This is a genomic window from Enterobacter sp. FUJ80071 (assembly GCF_038739915.1).
GTDB lineage: Bacteria > Pseudomonadota > Gammaproteobacteria > Enterobacterales > Enterobacteriaceae > Enterobacter > Enterobacter kobei.
In genome coordinates this window covers 3,816,307-3,836,260 of record NZ_JBBXKH010000001.1, presented here as the reverse complement: position 1 = coordinate 3,836,260, position 19,954 = coordinate 3,816,307, and the positions used below count along the sequence as shown (strand labels likewise).

The following is a 19,954-nucleotide window of genomic DNA, read 5'->3' as shown; positions in this document are numbered from 1 at the left end:
TGGTTAATACAGGGCGGCAGAGCCGCCCTGTCAGGAGGTTTTATGTTACTGGCAGGCGCTATTTTTGTCCTGACCCTTGTTTTGGTTATCTGGCAGCCGAAGGGGGTGGGAATTGGCTGGAGCGCGACGCTGGGCGCAGCCCTGGCTTTAATTTCAGGCGTTGTGCATTTAGGCGATATTCCGGTGGTGTGGAATATCGTCTGGAACGCGACGGCAACGTTTATTGCCGTCATTATTATCAGCCTGCTGCTTGATGAATCCGGCTTTTTCGAATGGGCAGCGCTGCATGTATCGCGTTGGGGGAATGGTCGGGGCCGTTTGCTCTTTACCTATATCGTTCTGCTCGGCGCAGCGGTAGCGGCACTGTTTGCCAACGACGGTGCTGCTCTTATTCTGACACCGATCGTGATTGCCATGCTGCTGGCATTAGGGTTCAGCAAAGGCACCACGCTGGCATTCGTGATGGCCGCCGGGTTTATTGCCGATACCGCCAGCCTGCCGCTTATTGTGTCAAACCTGGTGAATATTGTTTCGGCAGACTTCTTCGGTCTGGGGTTCACCGAATACGCGTCGGTGATGGTTCCGGTCGATATTGCAGCCATTGTCACCACGCTTGTGATGCTGCATCTGTTCTTTCGCAAAGATATCCCGCCGACTTACGAGCTGTCTCTTCTTAAGACACCGGCAAAAGCGATTAAAGATCCGGCGACGTTTCGTACCGGCTGGGTCGTTTTAATTCTGTTGCTGGTAGGTTTTTTCGTCCTTGAGCCGCTCGGTATTCCGGTGAGCGCGATTGCGGCGGTGGGGGCCGTCATCCTGTTTGCTGTGGCGAAACGCGGCCATGCCATTAACACGGGCAAAGTGCTGCATGGCGCACCCTGGCAGATCGTCATCTTCTCGCTGGGGATGTACCTGGTGGTCTACGGTCTGCGCAACGCCGGGCTTACCGAATACCTTTCAGGTGTGCTGAACGTGCTGGCGGATAAAGGACTCTGGGCCGCGACGCTGGGTACCGGCTTCCTGACGGCATTCCTGTCCTCCATCATGAATAACATGCCGACCGTGCTGGTTGGTGCGCTCTCTATTGATGGCAGCACCGCAACCGGTGTTATCAAAGAGGCGATGATCTACGCCAACGTGATTGGCTGCGACCTGGGGCCAAAAATCACCCCTATTGGGAGCCTGGCAACGCTGCTCTGGCTGCATGTCCTTTCACAGAAGAACATGACGATTACCTGGGGCTACTATTTCCGCACCGGGATCGTTATGACTCTGCCTGTGCTGTTTGTAACGCTGGCCGCGCTGGCGCTACGTCTCTCTTTCACTTTGTAATGAGATACTGTTATGAGCAACATCACTATTTATCACAACCCGGCCTGCGGTACGTCCCGTAATACGCTGGAGATGATCCGCAACAGCGGAAATGAGCCGACCGTCATTCATTACCTGGAGAATCCGCCGTCTCGCGATGAACTGGTCAAACTCATTGCAGATATGGGGATCACGGTACGGGCACTGCTGCGTAAAAATGTCGAGCCTTATGAAGAACTGGGGCTGGCGGAAGATAAGTTTACGGACGATCGGTTAATCGACTTTATGCTGCAGCATCCGATCCTGATTAACCGGCCTATTGTCGTGACGCCGCTGGGAACCAAACTGTGCCGTCCTTCAGAAGTGGTTCTGGATATTCTTCCTGATGCGCAGAAAGCGGCTTTCGCGAAGGAAGACGGCGAGAAGGTCGTTGATGAAACAGGTAAACGATTGAAATAAGTATGGAGGAGCGCATTCGCGCTTTGAATGTCGGCCTGCCATCCCGTTTAGCCACTGAATGGCAGGCCGATTTCTCTAGTTTTTCGGGAATATCCAGACATGCTTCTCTGGCAGCGATAGATGACAATGCTGCGGGTCGCGAAGCTCATTCCCGTAAGCGCGGATCACATAATCATCCCCCGCCGTGCGGAACAGGTACTCCCAGCGGTCGCCAAGATACATGCTGGTGAGGAGCGGCAGCGCAAGCTGATTTTCCCCCGGCCCCTCGACCACCGCCACGCGCTCGACGCGGATCACCGCCGTAGCCTCATTACCGCTCTGCACCCCTTCACCCGCCTGGCCCCAGAGCACCCAGTCTTTTCCTTCAATGCGTGCTTTGCCGTCGCGTACTTCGGTGATTTTGCCATGCAGGCGGTTATTACTGCCCATAAACTCGGCCGTAAACAGCGTTTTCGGCGAACCGTACATCTCCTGCGGTGTACCCTGTTGCTCAATTTTACCGTTGTTGAGCAGCAGGATGCGGTCGGAAATCGACATCGCTTCGTTCTGGTCGTGCGTTACCATCAGCGCAGATAACCCGAGCTTAATGATCAGCTCGCGCAGAAATACGCGGGCCTCTTCGCGCAGTTTGGCATCGAGGTTGGACAGCGGCTCGTCCAGCAAAATCACCGGCGGGTTATAGACCAGCGCCCGGCCAATCGCCACGCGCTGCTGCTGCCCGCCGGAGAGCTGGTGCGGGTGACGTTTACCAAGATGACCGAGACCCAGCTGGTCCAGCACATCCTGTACGCGCTGCTGGATCTCTTTAGCCGGGACTTTACGCAGCTTGAGCGGATAGGCCACGTTTTCAAATACGGTTTTGTGCGGCCACAAGGCGTAGGACTGGAACACCAGCCCCAGGTTACGCTCCTCCGCCGGAACCTCGCTGCGCGGCGTACCGTCATAAACTTTATTTTGACCAATGACAATCGACCCCTGAGTTGGTTTTTCCAGACCCGCGACGGCGCGCAGCAGGGTGGTTTTGCCGCTGCCGGAAGGGCCCAGCAGGGAGACCACTTCGCCGCGTTTCAGGTTCATGGAGACCCCTTTTAAAACAGGATTGTCGCCGTAGGTTAAGTGCAGATCGTCAACCGCTAATTCAATCATGTAATTTCACTCCGAAACGAAGGGCAATGCCCAGACCTACCACGACCAGCAGGATATTAATGAAAGAGAGCGCCGCCACGATATCAATTGCACCCGCGGCCCACAGGGAAACCAGCATCGAGCCGATGGTTTCCGTGCCGGGGGAGAGCAGGTACACACCGGTTGAGTATTCGCGCTCAAAGATCAGGAACATCAGCAGCCATGAGCCGATAAGCCCGTAGCGGGAGAGCGGAATGGTGACGTGGCGGGTGATCTGCCCGCGCGTCGCGCCGGTGCTGCGTGCCGCCTCTTCAAGCTCCGGCCCCACCTGCAACAGCGTGGAAGAGATGAGCCTCAGTCCGTAAGCCATCCACACCACGGTATAAGCCAGCCAGACGCTGAAAATGGTGCTGCGCAGCGAGCGCAGCCAGACGATGACGTTTTCGCGCATCCAGTCGGTCCAGACGAATCCGGAAAGCCAGCCGGATTTCAGGGCGTTATCCAGCCACATCGGCAGGAACAGAAACACCCACAAAAAGGCCAGACCCGCCAGCAATCCCGGCACGGCGCGCGGCACCAGCACGCTGTAATCCAGGAACCGCGTGGTGTTGTCCGGTTTACGGTGCATGGCAATACCAACAAACAGGTAGCACGCGACGGCCAGTGCGCCGCCAATCACGCCAATCGACATCGAGTTGACGATGGCGCGCAGCAGGTTAGGCTGCGCCCAGATGGTGCGAAAGGTACTCAGCGAAAGCTCATCCCACAGTGAAACGCCCACCCCCCAGTTGGAGATGAACGCGCGCAGCACCACGCCAAGCAGGGGAACACCGATGGTGACAGTCAGCCAGAAGGCGACCACCGCCCCGGCCACCCAGCGCCATTTACCCAGTGGTAACGCGCGAGCTTGAGAGGCTTTCCCTTTCATGGTGACAAAGCGGTTGGCGGTGCGCATCAGGCGACGCTGGAGCATGACCAGCGGGATAGTGATGCAAATCAGCACCACGGCGACCGCCGCCATCAGATGATAGGAAGGCGTTCCGAGCTTGTTCGTCAGCTGGTACAGATAGGTCGCCAGCACCATGTTGCCTTCCGGATCGCCAAGTACCAGCATCAGACCAAACACTTCCAGCCCGAGGAAGAACAGCAGCACGATGGCGTACAGGATGGATGGCCGCACCATCGGCAGGCTGACGGAGGTCATCACCTGCAGCGGAGAGGCGCCCGCGGTGCGCGCGGCTTCTTCCACATCGGAGCCCACGCTACGCAGCGCGGAGGAAATATAGAGATAGGCATGCGGAACATGCGTCAGGCCGGCAATGACCACGATGCTCGACATGTCATAGATGTTCCACGGCACAAAGCCGATCAGCGCCTGTGCCCACAGGGACAGAAAGCCCACCGGACCGGCAGCCACCACATAGCCAAAACCCAGCACCATCGGTGAAACGAAAATCGGGACCAGGATCAGCGGTTCGATCAGGCGTCGGCCTGGCAGATCGGTACGCACCATCAGAAACGCCAGCACGCCACCCAGCGGAATGGCAATGATGACCAGCCCGAACGCGAGAAGAAAGCCGCTTCTCAGGGCCTTGTAGAAATCAGGGTCGGTGAAGATAAAACCAAATGATTCAAGGCTCCACTCTTTTGCCGGGGAAAAGAACGGAGCGGACAGGAAGCTCTGTATCACGATAAACGACAGTGGCGTATAGATAACCAGGGCGGTTATCAACACGACAATACCGCGCGGCAGGCTTTGCCACTTTCTGCGTAATGTATTCATGGGGTATCCCTGGTGTTGCAGCCCAGAAAAATGAACTCAGTCAGATGAACAGACGCGCGACGGCGCACGCCGCCGCGCCAGGACGCTTATTTGGCGGCGGCTGCACGCCACTCTTTGATGTACTCCAGGCGTTTCTTCGGCTGCAGATACTCCAGCAGCGATTCATCAACCGGGATCGGCTTCAGCGCATTGCCGAGGATTTTGGTCAGGCCGTCGATATCGTTTTTGCCTTCGATATCGTTACGAATGGATGGAATGTCCGCCTGATTTGCCAGGATGCTTTGGCCTTTTTCAGACAGCACATAGTCCAGCCACAGTTTTGCCGCATTGCTGTTTTGCGCCTGCTGGCTGATGAACGACACGCGCGACAGCACCAGGGTGTAATCTTTTGGATAGGCTATGCCGAGCGACGGGTCGTTCTTCGCACGCGCTTCAGCGTAAGAACCAAGGATATTGAAGCCGATCAGGTTTTCACCGGAGGAGACCCTCTCCATCATGGTGCCGGTAGACGACTGCACCGCTAAGCCACCTTTGGCAACGTCGGCCAGGGTTTTAAAGTAATTTGGATCGGCCTTGTGATCCTGCACTGAGAGCATAAAACCAAGACCCGATTTCTCAATGTCATAGGTGGTGACTTTACTCTTGAATTTATCCGTCTGGCTGGCAATCAGCTTCGCCAGCGCGGCGTGTGAATCCGGCACGTCACCGGCCGGGATCAGGCGTTTGTTGTAGATAAAGACCACCGGCTCATAGGTGGTGCCGTACGCCTTATCTTTCCAGACCGCCCATTTCGGCAGCTGGCTCTGCTCCGGCGATTTGTACTCCATAGCGTAGTCAGCGGCGAGCTTCAGTCCGGTGTCCATGGACGAGCTCCAGACCACATCACCGCTCCCGCCACCGGAGGCCTGTTCGCTGATAAAACGGTTGTACAGTTCCGTGCTGTTCATGTCGTTATATTCAACTTTGATGCCTGGATACGTTTTTTCGAAGCCTTCGATCAGCGGCCCGGCGGCTTTGGTGTCGGTGGTGGAGTAGATGACAACTTTGCCCTCTTTCGTGGCGGCATCGACAACCTTTTGATACTCAGCCGGATAGCCCTGCGGCAGGGCAGACAGCGCAGAAGCGGAGAACAGGACGGTAGCGGTAATCAGAGAAATTCGGAATGTGTTCGACATTATAGTTAACCTTTTAGTTACATTTGAGGAACTAATTGTCAACATAGCCTATCGGCCTCCACCCACAATAGGGGGAAGCGGGCGATGATTCCGAAGTGTGATTGTCACCGTCGTTTCAGCAATTAACACCATAGAATCCGCGAACGTTTGCTGGCTAATGTTCGCGGATTACGTTTTATCGGGGGCTTTACGGTATAGCCTTCTGGGATGACCGATATTGCCGTACAGCATTTCGACGCTGATTAACCCACTCTCCACGCAGTATTCAAGATAGCGACGCCCCGTGGTTTTGCTGACCCCGACGTTTTCCACGACCTCCTCCACCGACATTGCGCTGTCGGGACGATCGGCAAACAGCCGTTTGATCCGCTCCAGGGTCTGAGGCTCAATGCCCTTCGTCGACGGCGTGTGCGGGGATTCAGCAGCAGGCAGGTTAAACAGGCGATCCAGCGCATGCTGGTCAACGACTTTTACCTGCTGCACGGTGTGGATGAAGCGCATAAAACGCTCCAGCGAGGCGTGCAGGCGCTGGAAAAAGACCGGTTTAATCAGGTAATCAAACGCGCCGCTGCGCATGGCATGGCTGCAGGTCTGCATATCGCTGGCGGCGGTGATGAAGATCACCGAGCACTCATAGCTTTTCAGCAGGGGAGTGTCGATTAACTCCACGCCTTTGCCGTCCGGAAGATAGTTATCCAGCAGAATAAGCCGCGGCTGATGCTGGCGAATCAGGCTGCATGCCTGCTCAATCGACGCGGCGATGCCCACCACGTGCAGATGAAAGTTCTGCTCAATATACTCGCGATGCAGCTCCGCCAGGTGCGGCTCATCCTCAACGATCACAACATCAAGTGCTTGGGTCATGCTTTAGCCCATTCGGAATAAATACAGAGAAAATCGTGCCCTGCGGCGTATTGTCGGCAATCTCAATGCTGCCGCCCGCTTTGTTGATATAGCCTGCCACCAGAAACAGGCCGATACCGTGCTCGGTACCCACAATGTCGTTTTCACTGTCCGGCTTGCTGCTGAATCCCTGTCGAAAGATATGCGGCTTCAGCGCATCATCCACCCCGCAGCCCCGGTCGGCCACCTCAATCAGCAGCTCCTGGTTGCGATCGGAAATATAGAGTTCTACCGGCGCGGGGACCGGTGCGGTGAGGGTCGCATCCACGGCGTTATCCAGCAAATTACCAATAATGGACATCAGCTCCGTTTCACTGAGGCGGGACGGCATGCGGGTGAGCTGGCATGCGGGATCAAACTGTAGCTCAACCCCTTTTTCCCGTGCGCTGACATATTTCCCGAGCAGCAGCCCGCATAAGGCCGGAGAGGCAAAATGGGCCGACACGAAGTCCAGCACGCGCTGTGCGCCTTCCGACTGCACCTGGATATAGCGGATCGCTTCGTCATAGTGTTTCATCTGCAACAACCCCACCAGCGTCGCGGTCCAGTTCAGCTGTTCGTGGCGCATAATGCGCAGGTTGTCGGCATAGCGTTTGATCTGGCTGAGCTGGCTGCTGAGGGTATTAATGTCGTTTTTGTCGCGAAAGCTGTATACCCAGCCGCTTTCAACGCCAGGCTCGACCTCAATCGCCACGCGGTTGACGATGACCTCGCGCTGGTTAAGTACCGCAATCTGGTCGTGGCGGCCGCTGCTCACCGAGGCGTAGCGCTGTGTTAAAAACCCCGGCGAGGTTTGCAGAACCTCGTCCAGCGGCTTGCCGATAAGATCTTTTTCACTCCGATGAATATCCAGCATTTCTCGTGCCGCGCGGTTAATTAAAATCAGCTGCTTCTCTTCATTGACGGCAAATACCCCTTCATACATGGCTTCTAACAGCGCCCTTTGCTGCAAAACCAGCTGGGCAATATCTTTCGGCTCAAGTCTGAACATCTGTTTTTTAAGGTTGCGGGTAAACAGCCAGGAGAAAATAAACAGCAGCAGCAGAAGGGCAATCCCGTATAAACCGGCCTGCCAGAGAATGCGGGCGTTAATGTTGGCAATATACGAAGTCAGATAGCCGACCGAGACAATGCCAATCACCTGATGCTGTGCATTGAAGATGGGCGCTTTGCTGCGCAGCGAAACCCCAATCCCGCCCTGACGCACGGAAATGATGGTTTTGCCCTTGAGTACTTCAGCATTATCACCGCCGATCATCGGTAAATTAATGCGCTCCGGGGATTCCGAATGATAAAGATGCTGCTCGTGGGTATCGCCAATCACAATATAGCTGGCGTCACTTTCGGCACGCAGCGGCTGAATTAACCGGGCGATGCCGGGGATATCTCTGGCCGCCACCTTTTCCGCCAGACCCGGCATCAGCGCAATCTCACTGGCCTGAACCCGGGCGCGCTGGCCGAGATCGTGATGGAGCTGCCGGTCAATAAAATGAAACAGGATCGTACCCAGCAGCACTAACAGCAGGCAGGAGAAGCACACCAGCGCTAAAAACAGCTTTACCTGAAAAGAGAGTCTGCGTTTCATTCAACCCGCGCTAGCCTTGGAAAAGGGGATATTTATGGAGCCTGACATGTGCAAATAGTGGACGCAATCCGGTAAGAAAAGAGTTGTGAGCTGGCTTTTCGTTTTCAGCGTGATAGCCATCGGGATCCCGTAAGGCTATGCTTCATTCAGCACGAGAATAATTACAGAGGCAATGTCATGGATAAAGAACTACTGGATGCGGGTTACCGGGCCTATACCGGCGAGAAAATTGACGTGTACTTCAACACCGGGATCTGCAAACACTCAGGTAACTGCGTGCGTGGGAGCGCAAAGCTGTTTAATCTGAAACGTAAACCGTGGATTATTCCTGATGAAGTGGACGTCGAAACGGTTGTACGCGTAATTGATACCTGCCCGAGCGGTGCGCTGAAGTATCGCCAAAAATAAGCGAGGAACCATGGATATTCTGGAAGGCCATAACAAGTTTTACGTGAATGATGCAGACGGAAATCAGGTGGCGGAGATTGTCTTCGTGCCGACCGGCGAGCACCTGAGCATTATTGAGCATACTGATGTCGATCCGAGCCTGAAAGGGCAGGGCGTTGGCAAACAGCTGGTGGCGAAAGTGGTCGAGAAGATGCGCGGTGAGAACCGTAAAATTATTCCGCTGTGTCCGTTTGCGAAACATGAGTTTGATAATACGCGGGAATATGACGATATCCGGGCGTGATTCTCTGTAGGAATGTAGGCCGGGTAAGCGCAGCGCTACCCGGCACAATGTATGGCAGGAACATTAGCCAACAAACATCACCGACACGCACAGCACGCCGACGATCAGCGTCAGCAGGCTGCCAGGGGAGCGGTAAGGCTTCAGCGAAGGGATCAGGTACGTCGACAGCGTCGGCATGATAAACAAAATCATGGCGATAAGCGGGCCGCTGATGGCGTAAATCATCGAAATCGCGTTCGGGTTGATGCAGCAGACCGCGAAGGTAATTAACGACACACCCATAATGGAAATCGCGCGGTTAAAGGCGCGGCTCTTTTTCACACCCACCTGATTGAGCGACGACTTCACGATCTCCGTCGCCCCTTCAATGACCCCAAAATAGGTGCCGAGGAACGATTTCGACATCGCAACAATCGCCACGATTATCCCGGAAATGCCGAGCCATGCGGGAGAAGAGGGCATCATCGACAGTGCTGACAGGATGGTTACCCCTTGCTCTTTGGCGGCCACAATGTAGGACGGCGGAATCGAGAGCAGGCAGCTGAAGACAAAGAACAGCACGCTCAGGCAGATAATCAGGTACGCCACCTTCATGATCTTCTTGCATTTATCCATGGCGGCGTCAGCAAACTTCTCGCGACGATCCACGGCAAATGTCGAGATAATCGGGGTATGGCTGAAGGCAAACACCATCACCGGAATGGAAATCCATACCTGATGCAGCGTATGGCGATCAACGGCCATCTGGCTGGTAAGTAGCGAGGGTTGCCAGCTCCCGGTCAGGTAGATCGAGACAAACAGGAAGTAGGCAATCAGCGGGAATACCAGGAAGCCCATCACCTTTATCGTGATATGCCGTCCCATCAGGAAGATCAGATTCAGCACCAGCACCACACCTAAACTGACCAGCACGCGCACGGCGGTATCCACCGTCAGGTGTTTTGCCAGTTGCTCGGTTAACGAGTTGGTGATGGCCACCGCGTAAATCTGCACTACAACAAAGAAGGCGATGAAATAGAGTGTGGTGATCAGATTGCCAATCTTCTTGCCGTAATAGTGTGAGACGGCGCCGGTGATCCCTTCATTGCCTTTTGTTTTTGAAGAGAGAATAAATTGCGCCAGCGCGCGATGCGGCCAGTAGGTTAACGGGTAGGCCACAAGGGCGGTAATAAACAGAACAATAGCGCCTGCAGAGCCCAGCTGAATGGGCAAGAACAGCGTTCCTGCGCCCACGGCCGTGCCATAGAGAGCGAAACTCCAGAGAGTCTCATCTTTTGACCAAATTTTCGACATTAGAGCAACGTTTCAACTATCAAACCATCAGAATGGCGTGCAATTTACCATAATTATGCTCGTAGAGCGCAGTTGCTTCGATGGCGTTTGGCCGGAACAGGCGTCCGGCCAGAGAGCATTTAGCCTGCCAGGGCGCGTCGTTGCTGGCGACGCTTAAGGAATTTCTCACGCAGGTTATCGTATGCCCAGTTATAGAACATGGTGTAGGGCAGGAAGAACAGGAAGAAACCTATTTCCAGTGTGAATGCCTGAAGCAGGGTGACGCCCAGCACGGCAGCGACAATCGACACGCCAATCACAATAAACCCACATTCGAACCCCAGGGCGTGCAGCGCACGCACTTTTGCCGTGCGTGTTACCCGCTGGACTGGCCAGAAACGGTCGAAACCGAAGTTATAAATAATGTTCCAGAGCATGGCGGTAGTGGCCAGAATAACGGTCAATCCCCCCATTTCCACTACGGAGCGCTGCATGAGCCATGCGGCCGTAGGGGCGAGGATCGCCGTAGCAATCCCTTCGAAACAGACAGCATGGAAGATCCGCTCCGGCAGTTTACGGTGGAGTGCATCCTGATGTTGCATAGTGTAGACCTCATTAATTCGCCGGTATGGGCGTGATGCGGCCTATTTTTATCGTTAAAGCTGATATATTAAAGATGGTATCCATCGATAAAGTAGATAGGTCATGCGCTATTCACCTGAAGCCCTTACCGCGTTTGTTGAGGCCGTTGCGGCTGGCTCGTTCTCTGCTGCCGCACGCCGGTTGCGTAAGAGTCAGTCGACGATCAGCACCTCCATTGCCCATCTTGAAGCCGATCTCGGTTTTGAGCTGTTTGACCGCTCGGCGCGTCAGCCTGTGTTAACGGCTCAGGGTGAACAGGTGCTGGGTTATGTGCAGGCCATCCTTGCCGCCAGCACGCGGCTGGATGAACTGGCGGTGTCGCTAACGGCACAAACGGAGGCGCGTCTGACATTTGTCCTTTCCGATACCCTGAACCCGGACGTGCTGGAAGAGATGATGAAGCAGTTTGACGCTCGCTTTCCCCATACGGCGTTCGAATGTCTGATTGGCGAGGAAGAGGATGTGATCGATCTGCTGCAAAAGGGGCGAGCGCAGGTGGGGCTGACGGAAGCGCGGGACAGTTACCCCACCGACATTGGCGTTACCCGCCTGCCGATGCAGACCCGTATGGCAATTTATGTTGCGACTACGCATCCCCTGGCGGGCCAACCCGAAGTGCAGAGTGACGAGCTGCACGGCTGGCGCGAACTGCGGCTTAGCACTTATCTGGAACGCGAGGCTGAAATTGCGCGAGGACCCGTCTGGTCAGCACCGAATTACCTGTTACTCTTGAGTATGGCTGTGCAGGGATTCGGCTGGTGCGTGTTGCCGTGCGCGCTGGTGGATGAATTTGCCGCCGCGAAATCCCTGGTTCAGCTCAATGTGCCTGGCTGGCCAAGGGCGATCGGCATCGATCTGCTGTGGAATAAACGATCCCCTCCCGGCGTTGCCGGAAGCTGGCTGCGGCAGTATCTGCAGGATGTCCGTTAATCCTTGTGATTAAACTCACTATTTTTAAACAATTAAGATAATTGCCAGTAACAATCCTCTACTATCGTCATGTCATTTAACACAGAGGTCGTGATGAAAGATGTCGTCATAGTGGGTGCGTTGCGTACAGCTATCGGCTGTTTTCAGGGAGCGCTCGCGCGTCACTCGGCGGTTGACCTGGGCAGCGTGGTGGTCAAAGCGCTGGTGGAACGTAGCGGGGTCGCCGCACATGAAATTGATGAGGTGATCCTGGGGCAGGTTCTCACTGCCGGAGCCGGGCAAAACCCTGCGCGCCAGGCGGCCCTGAAAGGCGGTCTGCCCAACACCGTATCCGCCATCACCATCAACGACGTCTGTGGTTCAGGACTCAAAGCGCTTCATCTCGCTACGCAAGCCATTCAATGCGGTGAAGCGGATGTGGTTATTGCTGGCGGACAAGAGAATATGAGCCGTGCGCCGCACGTTCTCACCGACAGTCGTACCGGCGCGCAGTTAGGTAACAGTCAGTTGCTCGACAGCCTGGTGCATGACGGGCTGTGGGATGCGTTCAATGACTATCATATGGGCGTGACGGCGGAAAACCTGGCGCGCGAGTACGGCATCAGCCGTGAATTGCAGGATGCTTACGCGCTCAGTTCCCAGCAAAAGGCGCGTGCTGCGATTGATTCTGGTCGTTTTCGCGACGAGATTGTCCCGGTCAGTACGCAGCGTCAGAACGGCGAGGTGGTTGTCGTGGATACTGACGAACAGCCGCGCACTGACGCCAGTGCTGAAGGCCTGGCAAGACTCAATCCTGCGTTTGAAACCCAGGGCTCGGTCACGGCGGGCAATGCCTCTTCCATTAACGACGGCGCCGCAGCCGTTATGATGATGAGTGAAAGTAAAGCCCTGGAGCTGGATCTCCCTGTCCTGGCCCGCATCAAGGCGTTTGCCAGCGTGGGTGTTGATCCGGCACTGATGGGGATCGCACCCGTCTACGCTACCCGTCGCTGTCTGGATCGCGCAGGGTGGCAACTCTCCGATGTGGATCTGATTGAAGTGAACGAAGCGTTTGCCGCGCAGGCGATCTCGGTCGGCAAAATGCTGGAGTGGGATCCGCTGCGGGTCAACGTAAACGGTGGGGCCATTGCGCTGGGTCACCCTATCGGGGCGTCCGGTTGCCGGATACTGGTTTCACTGGTCCACGAAATGCAAAAACGCAATGCCCGCAAAGGGATAGCAACGCTCTGTATAGGCGGCGGGCAAGGGGTGGCGCTGGCCATCGAACGCTAATCTTTCCTGATTAATGAAACCTCCTCCGGGAGGTTTTTTATCCTCCCTTCATTCCCATACCTCTTAACCGTGATCCGGGTGTCATTTTCGTTATAAACAAAATAAAAAATGAAACGTTGTTTTGAATTTAATTGAAAAGCCTATTTTATGCCGATAGTATGTGTTCATCATGAAAACGGAACGTTGTTTCGTTTATTTTCTTCTTTTGGGCATGACCACATCTGGAGGTTACCGTGGACGTCAGACAAAGCATTCACAGTGCGCACGCCAAAACGCTGGATACGCAGGGGCTGCGCAGTGAGTTTTTAGTTGAGCAGGTGTTCGAGGCCGACAAGTACACCATGGTCTACAGCCATATCGACCGCATTATTGTCGGCGGCATTATGCCGGTGGCAAAAACCGTCTCCGTGGGCGGGGAAGTGGGTAAACAGCTGGGCGTGAGCTATTTTCTGGAGCGTCGTGAGCTGGGGGTGATTAATATCGGCGGGCCGGGCACGATTACCGTGGACGGCCAGTGCTTCGAGATTGGTCACCGCGATGCGCTGTACGTCGGTAAAGGGGCGAAAGAGGTGGTCTTTGCCAGCATCGACGGCGGTAAGCCCGCGAAGTTTTACTATAACTGCGCCCCTGCGCATACCTCATACCCGACAAAAAAAGTGACGCCTGAGGACGCAGCGCCCGTAACGCTGGGCGATAACCTCACCAGCAACCGTCGCACCATCAATAAATATTTCGTTCCGGATGTGCTGGAAACCTGCCAGCTCAGCATGGGGCTGACTGAACTGGCTCCGGGCAACCTGTGGAATACCATGCCGTGCCATACCCATGAACGCCGCATGGAAGTCTACTTCTACTTCAACATGGACGACGATGCCTGCGTGTTCCACATGATGGGGCAGCCGCAGGAGACGCGCCATATCGTCATGCATAACGAGCAGGCGGTGATTTCACCAAGCTGGTCTATTCACTCTGGCGTAGGGACCAAAGCCTATACCTTCATCTGGGGTATGGTCGGCGAAAACCAGGTCTTCGATGACATGGACCACGTTGCTGTTAAGGATCTGCGCTAGTCGCGGGCAGTTAAGTATCAATCTGCCTGTTGGTGACAGGCGCTGAAGAGTAAGGAACTAACATGATTCTGGATGCATTTTCTCTGCAGGGCAAAGTGGCGGTGGTTTCCGGTTGCGACACTGGCCTGGGTCAGGGGATGGCGTTAGGTCTGGCGGAAGCGGGTTGTGACATCGTCGGGATTAATATCGTTGAACCCACAGAAACGATTGAGCGCGTGACTGCGCTGGGGCGTCGTTTTCTTAGCCTTACCGCCGACCTGCGTAAAATTGACGGCATTCCGCAACTGCTTGAGCGCGCGGTGGCGGAATGGGGCCATATTGATATTCTGGTCAACAACGCGGGTCTGATCCGTCGTGAAGACGCGATTAATTTCAGCGAGACTGACTGGGACGACGTCATGAACCTGAATATTAAGAGCGTATTCTTTATGTCTCAGGCGGCGGCAAAGCACTTCATCGCGCAGGGAAAAGGCGGCAAGATCATTAACATCGCCTCGATGCTCTCCTTCCAGGGCGGCATCCGCGTGCCGTCTTATACGGCGTCAAAAAGCGCGGTGATGGGCGTGACCCGTCTGCTGGCGAACGAGTGGGCGCAGCACAATATCAACGTCAACGCGATTGCCCCGGGCTACATGGCCACTAATAACACCCAGCAGCTGCGTGCGGACGAAGAACGCAGTGCGGCCATTCTGGAGCGTATCCCGGCCGGGCGCTGGGGTCTGCCGAGTGACCTGATGGGGCCGGTTGTGTTTCTGGCCTCCTCAGCCTCGGACTACATCAATGGTTATACCATTGCGGTGGATGGCGGCTGGCTGGCACGATAACGTCGCTTCTGACAAAACCTCTGCGCTTCAGCGGAGGTTTTTTTTGCTTAAAAATTGTCAAAATCCATATCGATAAACACGAAAAATCCATACTGAAAAATGATAAATGACCGCTGTCACACTTTTATTCCTGAAAAATTAACGCATTAGTAAAATATTGTGATTATTCAGGATTAGTTGAAATTGTAATGTCCATCACAGATCGCTATGCCATAGCGAAATCATCCATATCTTCGCGAATTCCAGCCTGACACTTTTCCGCGCTTTCTCGTAATTTCACTTAACAAATTTTGCTGTTGAGGCAGGAAAAATATGACATCTATCAATGACTCTACCCTGATGCCCGCTGCGCTGCGCGATACCCGACGCATGAACCAGTTTGTCTCCATTGCGGCAGCTGTAGCGGGTTTGCTGTTCGGCCTGGATATCGGCGTCATCGCCGGGGCGCTGCCGTTTATTACCGATCATTTTACGTTGAGTAATCGCCTGCAGGAGTGGGTGGTGAGCAGCATGATGCTTGGTGCGGCTATCGGTGCGCTGTTTAACGGCTGGCTTTCGTTCCGCCTCGGGCGCAAATACAGCCTGATGGTCGGCGCCGTCCTGTTTGTTGCGGGGTCGATTGGCTCTGCATTTGCGACCAACGTAGAGGTGCTGCTGCTTTCCCGCGTGCTGCTCGGCGTGGCAGTGGGGATCGCATCCTACACGGCACCGCTTTATCTCTCTGAGATGGCAAGTGAGAATGTGCGCGGCAGGATGATCAGTATGTATCAGCTGATGGTGACGCTGGGCATCGTGCTGGCGTTCCTGTCCGATACGTACTTCAGCTACAGCGGCAACTGGCGCGCCATGCTCGGCGTGCTGGCGTTGCCTGCGGTGGTGCTGATTGTACTAGTGATCTTCCTGCCCAATAGCCCGCGCTGGCTGGCGCAAAAAGGGCGTCACGTCGAGGCGGAAGAGGTGCTGCGGATGCTGCGCGATACTTCTGAAAAAGCGCGTGAAGAGCTGAACGAAATCCGCGAAAGCCTGAAGCTGAAGCAGGGGGGCTGGGCGCTGTTTAAGATCAACCGCAACGTGCGCCGCGCGGTGTTCCTCGGCATGTTGCTGCAGGCGATGCAGCAGTTCACCGGGATGAACATCATCATGTACTACGCGCCACGCATCTTCAAAATGGCCGGTTTTACCACCACTGAGCAGCAGATGATTGCCACGCTGGTGGTGGGGCTCACCTTTATGTTCGCCACTTTTATTGCGGTATTCACCGTCGATAAAGCCGGGCGTAAACCGGCGCTGAAAATTGGCTTTAGCGTGATGGCTCTCGGTACGCTGATCCTCGGCTACTGCCTGATGCAGTTTGATAACGGCACGGCCTCAAGCGGTCTTTCCTGGCTTTCTGTCGGGATGACCATGATGTGTATTGCCGGTTACGCGATGAGCGCCGCACCTGTGGTGTGGATCCTGTGCTCCGAAATTCAGCCGCTCAAATGCCGTGACTTTGGGATCACCTGTTCCACCACCACCAACTGGGTGTCGAACATGATCATTGGTGCGACCTTCCTGACGCTGCTGGATGCCATTGGCGCTGCGGGAACCTTCTGGCTCTACACGGTGCTGAACGTGGCGTTTATTGGCGTGACCTTCTGGCTGATTCCGGAAACCAAAGGTGTGACGCTGGAACATATTGAACGCAAACTGATGGCCGGGGAAAAACTGCGTAATATCGGCGTGTAATGTAAATGCCGGGGGGCCCTACGTTTACTGGGCCTGCGTGGGCAAAATGTAGGCCGGGTAAGCGCTAGCGCCACCCGGCTTTTTTTTTTAGCTCGATAATTAACAAGAGCAATGTCGTAAATAACTACCAACTTTGATAGCAAGCACACACACAGCCAATTCTTGCGTTCAGATTATTCTTATTTCCTAGTATTATCTGAAAACTGAACTCACCAGGCAGGACTTTACTGCAATCGCAACAGAAGAACGGCTATGTCAGCAATGGATTTCAAAAAAAATACGGATCTCGATTTTCCCTCATATGCTACCCCCGCAATCTCTCCAAAAGAGATCGACCTTCTGGGTCTGTTAGATGTTCTGCTTGCCGCGAAAAAACGCATCGTCACCATCGTCTTTATCTTTGCGCTGGCAGGTCTGGCTATTGCGTTTATGTTGCCGCAAAAATGGACCAGTAAAGCGGTGATCACCCCGGCAGAGCAGACGCAGTGGAACCCGCTGCGCCAGATGATGGTTGCACTGCAGGTCCTTGACGTGAAGGTGCAGGTGACACGCTCGGAAATCTTTGACCTGTTTATCAAAAAATTCCAGTCGCAGTCATTGCTCAAAGAGTATTTGACCTCTTCCCCTTACGTCATGTCACAGCTTGAAGAGGTTGAGGTTGACGCGCTTGAACTGCACCGTGCGGTCGTCAATATTGCGGAAAGAATGAAAGCGGTGAATGACGCGCAGGTAAAAGATGCGGATAAAGTGCCTTACGTCTCCTGGACACTGAGCTTCACGGCACCGAAAGCCAGTGATGCGCAAACCGTACTGGAGGGGTATATCAATTATATCGCGGCGGTTGTTGAAAAAGAGACGGTGCAAAATATCCGTAACCAGATCGCCCTGAGGACGAATGAGGTAGAGCAGCAGCTTAAGCTCGACCGTGTGCGTCTGACCAATATTCACAATACTAACCTGCAGCGGCTGAATTATTCGCTGGAAGTGGCGAATGCCGCGGGCATTAAGAAGCCAGTCTACAGCAGCGGGCAGGCGGTAAAAGATGACCCGGATTACTCCGTTGCGCTCGGTGCTGACGGAATCGCGCAAAAGCTGCAGATTGAAAAAAATCTCAAAGATGTGACGGAGCTGAACGCGGACTTCCAGAACCGGGAATACTATCTGGCGCAGCTGAAAAATCTCTCCTTTGCAGACGTTAAGCTTGAACCCTTCAGGTATCAGCTTTCTCCGTCTTTGCCGGTGAAAAAAGACGGTCCGGGCAAACCTCTGATTGTAATTCTGGCGGCACTCCTGGGCGGGCTTTTTGCCTGCGGTAGCGTGTTGCTGCGTGAAGCGATGCTCTCCCGTCATCCGCTGTCAGAGCCGTTGACACAATAAACGCAGGGTTTAAAAAGGCGCTGAATACAGCGCCTTTTTATATGGGCGTCGGTTGTGTTAAAAGAGATACCAGAGATAAGGAGAGATAATGAAAACGATCGGCCTGATAGGTGGGATGAGCTGGGAATCGACAATCCCTTATTACCGCCTGATTAACGAAGGGGTAAAGCAGCGTCTGGGCGGACTGCATTCTGCGAGTCTGCTGCTGCACAGCGTTGATTTCCATGAAATTGAAGCCTGTCAGTCGAGCGGAGAGTGGGATAAAGCCGGTGAAATACTGGCGGATGCCGCGCTGGGGCTGGAGCGTGCGGGGGCGCAGGGCATTCTGCTGTGTACCAATACGATGCACAAAGTCGCATCGCACATTGAAGCACGCTGTTCGCTGCCATTCCTGCACATCGCCGATGCCACAGGACGTGCGATTCGCTCGTCGGGGATGTCGCGCGTGGCATTGCTCGGCACGCGCTACACCATGGAGCAGGATTTCTATCGCGGGCGTTTGCACAGCGAGTTCGGCATCGAAAGCCTGATACCGGATGAGAAAGACCGGGCGCGCCTCAATCAGATTATCTTCGAAGAACTGTGCCTGGGTACCTTCAGCGAGCCTTCCCGGGCGTATTACGTCAGCGTGATTGAAAAGCTGGCGCAGCAGGGGGCTGAAGGGGTGATCTTCGGCTGCACGGAGATCGGCCTGCTGGTGCCTGCAGAGCGAAGCCCGGTTCCGGTATTCGATACTACCGCCATTCACGCCGCCGATGCCGTGGAGTTTATGCTCTCATAATGGGTTTTGCCGTTCAGGTAAGCGAAGCGCCACCTTGCGGGCGTGCTCCATTAAGTGTTCGGTGAATGTGTCCACCAGCGCGGAGGCCGGACGGTGTAGCGGGCGGATCAGGCTCACGGTGAACGGAACGGATAGGCTAAACGGGCGAATCACGATATCGCTCCCGGCATAATCCAGCGCCGTGAGCGGGTTAACGACCGCGACGCCGACGCCCGCCCGCACCATTGCACATATTGACGCCGCGCTGTGCGTTTCCACTACCATCCGCCGTTTCACCTGATGCTCAGCAAAAAGCGTATCCAGCAGCTGCCGGTAGCTGTCGGTTTGCGACAGGCTAATGTAGTTCTCCCCGTGGAAATCCTCTGGTGCAATCACTGTCTTACCGGCGAGCCGGTGCCCGGCGGGCAAAACGCACACTTCATCTAAAGAAAGTAACTCCGTGCGTGCCGTTCCCGCAGGCGTGGAGAGCGTTTCGGTCAGGCCCAAATCATGACGCTGTGCTGAAAGCCACTCTTCAAGCAGGGGGGACTCCTGCGGCACGATGGTGAGATTGACCTCCGGATAGCGGGCCAGAAAAGGCTGAAGCAGGGTCGGTAAAAAAGACTGAGAGAAAACCGGAAGACAGACAATCGACAGCTCGCCCTGACGAAACTCGCGCAGACTTTCCGCCGCACTGACAATTCTGTCCAGCCCGTACCAGGAGCGCTGGACTTCCTCAAACAGGCGCAACCCCTGCACCGTTGGGTGAAGTCTTCCTCGGGTGCGCTCGAACAGTTTCAGTTCCAGTACCTTTTCGAAGCGCGCCAGCTCGCGGCTGACCGTCGGCTGCGACGTATGCAGCATCTGCGCGGCTTCGGTGAGATTGCCGGTGGTCATCACAGCGTGAAAAATCTCTATATGGCGTAAATTCACAGCGGGCATAGGGCACCTGAAAGCAGAGAACTGTCCATATCATTTTTGCATAGACTCACGATAAAACGATATTTTTTATTCTCCTTCCGCTGTGGCGTAATCATGAAAAATGAA

General features: G+C 54.8%; 19 protein-coding genes. 11 read left to right on the top strand and 8 right to left on the bottom strand.

The features are described 5' to 3' along the window. Positions 1–42 precede the first annotated feature (42 nt). Together arsB and arsC are read left to right on the top strand one after the other, a co-directional pair. A complete protein-coding gene (gene arsB, locus AAER43_RS18590) occupies positions 43–1,332 on the top strand; it encodes an arsenite efflux transporter membrane subunit ArsB (RefSeq protein ID WP_014885109.1) in 1,290 nt (429 codons plus the stop codon). Positions 1,333–1,344: 12 nt separating this feature from the next. Further along, the gene (gene arsC / locus AAER43_RS18585) at positions 1,345–1,770 is read left to right on the top strand and encodes a glutaredoxin-dependent arsenate reductase (RefSeq protein ID WP_014885108.1); all 426 of its coding nucleotides are present in this window, start codon (positions 1,345–1,347) and stop codon (positions 1,768–1,770) included. Positions 1,771–1,845: 75 nt separating this feature from the next. Here arsC and AAER43_RS18580 read toward each other — a convergent pair whose 3' ends face one another. From AAER43_RS18580 to AAER43_RS18560, 5 genes are all read right to left on the bottom strand, one after another. Next, entirely contained in the window at positions 1,846–2,916 is a 1,071-nt protein-coding gene (locus AAER43_RS18580; protein ID WP_045134115.1) for an ABC transporter ATP-binding protein, read from the bottom strand. Next, positions 2,909–4,678 (bottom strand): iron ABC transporter permease, encoded by a 1,770-nt coding sequence (locus AAER43_RS18575; RefSeq protein ID WP_023331232.1) that lies wholly within the window; start codon positions 4,676–4,678, stop codon positions 2,909–2,911. Before AAER43_RS18575 ends, AAER43_RS18580 begins: the two co-directional genes overlap by 8 nt. 86 nt (positions 4,679–4,764) lie before the next feature. Next, positions 4,765–5,853 (bottom strand): ABC transporter substrate-binding protein, encoded by a 1,089-nt coding sequence (locus tag AAER43_RS18570; protein ID WP_045134116.1) that lies wholly within the window; start codon positions 5,851–5,853, stop codon positions 4,765–4,767. A 168-nt stretch (positions 5,854–6,021) separates the two neighbouring features. Then, positions 6,022–6,717, bottom strand: coding sequence for a response regulator (locus tag AAER43_RS18565; protein ID WP_014885104.1), 696 nt, complete (start codon positions 6,715–6,717; stop codon positions 6,022–6,024). Continuing rightward, positions 6,701–8,341: a sensor histidine kinase gene (locus tag AAER43_RS18560; protein WP_014885103.1), complete on the bottom strand. Its 1,641-nt coding sequence runs from the start codon at positions 8,339–8,341 to the stop codon at positions 6,701–6,703. The genes AAER43_RS18565 and AAER43_RS18560 overlap by 17 nt, the downstream gene beginning before the upstream one ends. Positions 8,342–8,518: 177 nt before the next feature. Between AAER43_RS18560 and yjdI the strand changes: the two genes are divergently transcribed. Both yjdI and AAER43_RS18550 read left to right on the top strand, forming a co-directional pair. Then, entirely contained in the window at positions 8,519–8,749 is a 231-nt protein-coding gene (gene yjdI, locus AAER43_RS18555) for a 4Fe-4S mono-cluster protein YjdI (RefSeq protein WP_008499689.1), read from the top strand. 10 nt (positions 8,750–8,759) lie between these two features. Continuing rightward, a complete protein-coding gene (locus AAER43_RS18550; RefSeq protein ID WP_014071634.1) occupies positions 8,760–9,032 on the top strand; it encodes a GNAT family N-acetyltransferase in 273 nt (90 codons plus the stop codon). Between the two features lie 63 nt (positions 9,033–9,095). On the opposite strand, the gene AAER43_RS18545 is transcribed toward AAER43_RS18550, so the two are convergent. Next, complete coding sequence (locus tag AAER43_RS18545; protein WP_032635639.1) at positions 9,096–10,325, bottom strand: amino acid permease; 1,230 nt, start codon at positions 10,323–10,325, stop codon at positions 9,096–9,098. Between the two features lie 119 nt (positions 10,326–10,444). Then, the gene (locus AAER43_RS18540; protein ID WP_023331229.1) at positions 10,445–10,906 is read right to left on the bottom strand and encodes a multidrug/biocide efflux PACE transporter; all 462 of its coding nucleotides are present in this window, start codon (positions 10,904–10,906) and stop codon (positions 10,445–10,447) included. A 103-nt stretch (positions 10,907–11,009) separates the two neighbouring features. Between AAER43_RS18540 and AAER43_RS18535 the strand changes: the two genes are divergently transcribed. From AAER43_RS18535 to AAER43_RS18505, 7 genes are all read left to right on the top strand, one after another. After that, entirely contained in the window at positions 11,010–11,876 is an 867-nt protein-coding gene (locus tag AAER43_RS18535) for a LysR family transcriptional regulator (protein WP_050862148.1), read from the top strand. Positions 11,877–11,969: 93 nt separating this feature from the next. Further along, on the top strand, positions 11,970–13,148 hold the full coding sequence (locus AAER43_RS18530) for an acetyl-CoA C-acetyltransferase (RefSeq protein ID WP_050862147.1): 1,179 nt from the start codon (positions 11,970–11,972) through the stop codon (positions 13,146–13,148). 233 nt (positions 13,149–13,381) lie between these two features. Next, positions 13,382–14,218, top strand: coding sequence for a 5-dehydro-4-deoxy-D-glucuronate isomerase (gene kduI / locus AAER43_RS18525; protein ID WP_014885098.1), 837 nt, complete (start codon positions 13,382–13,384; stop codon positions 14,216–14,218). 62 nt (positions 14,219–14,280) lie between these two features. Further along, entirely contained in the window at positions 14,281–15,042 is a 762-nt protein-coding gene (kduD, locus tag AAER43_RS18520; RefSeq protein WP_014885097.1) for a 2-dehydro-3-deoxy-D-gluconate 5-dehydrogenase KduD, read from the top strand. 312 nt (positions 15,043–15,354) lie between these two features. After that, positions 15,355–16,770, top strand: coding sequence for a sugar porter family MFS transporter (locus AAER43_RS18515; protein WP_023331227.1), 1,416 nt, complete (start codon positions 15,355–15,357; stop codon positions 16,768–16,770). 252 nt (positions 16,771–17,022) lie between these two features. After that, the gene (gene wzz(fepE), locus AAER43_RS18510; protein ID WP_057057630.1) at positions 17,023–18,147 is read left to right on the top strand and encodes an LPS O-antigen length regulator Wzz(fepE); all 1,125 of its coding nucleotides are present in this window, start codon (positions 17,023–17,025) and stop codon (positions 18,145–18,147) included. An 88-nt stretch (positions 18,148–18,235) separates the two neighbouring features. Further along, positions 18,236–18,928: an aspartate/glutamate racemase gene (locus AAER43_RS18505; protein WP_032635646.1), complete on the top strand. Its 693-nt coding sequence runs from the start codon at positions 18,236–18,238 to the stop codon at positions 18,926–18,928. On the opposite strand, the gene AAER43_RS18500 is transcribed toward AAER43_RS18505, so the two are convergent. Next, a complete protein-coding gene (locus AAER43_RS18500; protein ID WP_048996814.1) occupies positions 18,923–19,849 on the bottom strand; it encodes a LysR family transcriptional regulator in 927 nt (308 codons plus the stop codon). The two genes, AAER43_RS18505 and AAER43_RS18500, sit on opposite strands and share 6 nt — an antisense overlap. Positions 19,850–19,954 lie beyond the last annotated feature (105 nt).

Bases quoted from the DNA above. Each gene is read 5' to 3' on its own strand.
- arsB (WP_014885109.1), top strand. From the start codon at position 43: ATGTTACTGGCAGGCGCTATTTTTGTCCTGACCCTTGTTTTGGTTATC.
- AAER43_RS18560 (WP_014885103.1), bottom strand. From the start codon at position 8,341: ATGAAACGCAGACTCTCTTTTCAGGTAAAGCTGTTTTTAGCGCTGGTG.
- AAER43_RS18575 (WP_023331232.1), bottom strand. From the start codon at position 4,678: ATGAATACATTACGCAGAAAGTGGCAAAGCCTGCCGCGCGGTATTGTC.
- AAER43_RS18565 (WP_014885104.1), bottom strand. From the start codon at position 6,717: ATGACCCAAGCACTTGATGTTGTGATCGTTGAGGATGAGCCGCACCTG.
- AAER43_RS18530 (WP_050862147.1), top strand. From the start codon at position 11,970: ATGAAAGATGTCGTCATAGTGGGTGCGTTGCGTACAGCTATCGGCTGT.
- AAER43_RS18505 (WP_032635646.1), top strand. From the start codon at position 18,236: ATGAAAACGATCGGCCTGATAGGTGGGATGAGCTGGGAATCGACAATC.
- AAER43_RS18580 (WP_045134115.1), bottom strand. From the start codon at position 2,916: ATGATTGAATTAGCGGTTGACGATCTGCACTTAACCTACGGCGACAAT.
- AAER43_RS18545 (WP_032635639.1), bottom strand. From the start codon at position 10,325: ATGTCGAAAATTTGGTCAAAAGATGAGACTCTCTGGAGTTTCGCTCTC.
- AAER43_RS18500 (WP_048996814.1), bottom strand. From the start codon at position 19,849: ATGCCCGCTGTGAATTTACGCCATATAGAGATTTTTCACGCTGTGATG.
- arsC (WP_014885108.1), top strand. From the start codon at position 1,345: ATGAGCAACATCACTATTTATCACAACCCGGCCTGCGGTACGTCCCGT.
- AAER43_RS18515 (WP_023331227.1), top strand. From the start codon at position 15,355: ATGACATCTATCAATGACTCTACCCTGATGCCCGCTGCGCTGCGCGAT.
- AAER43_RS18550 (WP_014071634.1), top strand. From the start codon at position 8,760: ATGGATATTCTGGAAGGCCATAACAAGTTTTACGTGAATGATGCAGAC.
- kduD (WP_014885097.1), top strand. From the start codon at position 14,281: ATGATTCTGGATGCATTTTCTCTGCAGGGCAAAGTGGCGGTGGTTTCC.
- yjdI (WP_008499689.1), top strand. From the start codon at position 8,519: ATGGATAAAGAACTACTGGATGCGGGTTACCGGGCCTATACCGGCGAG.
- AAER43_RS18570 (WP_045134116.1), bottom strand. From the start codon at position 5,853: ATGTCGAACACATTCCGAATTTCTCTGATTACCGCTACCGTCCTGTTC.
- AAER43_RS18540 (WP_023331229.1), bottom strand. From the start codon at position 10,906: ATGCAACATCAGGATGCACTCCACCGTAAACTGCCGGAGCGGATCTTC.
- AAER43_RS18535 (WP_050862148.1), top strand. From the start codon at position 11,010: ATGCGCTATTCACCTGAAGCCCTTACCGCGTTTGTTGAGGCCGTTGCG.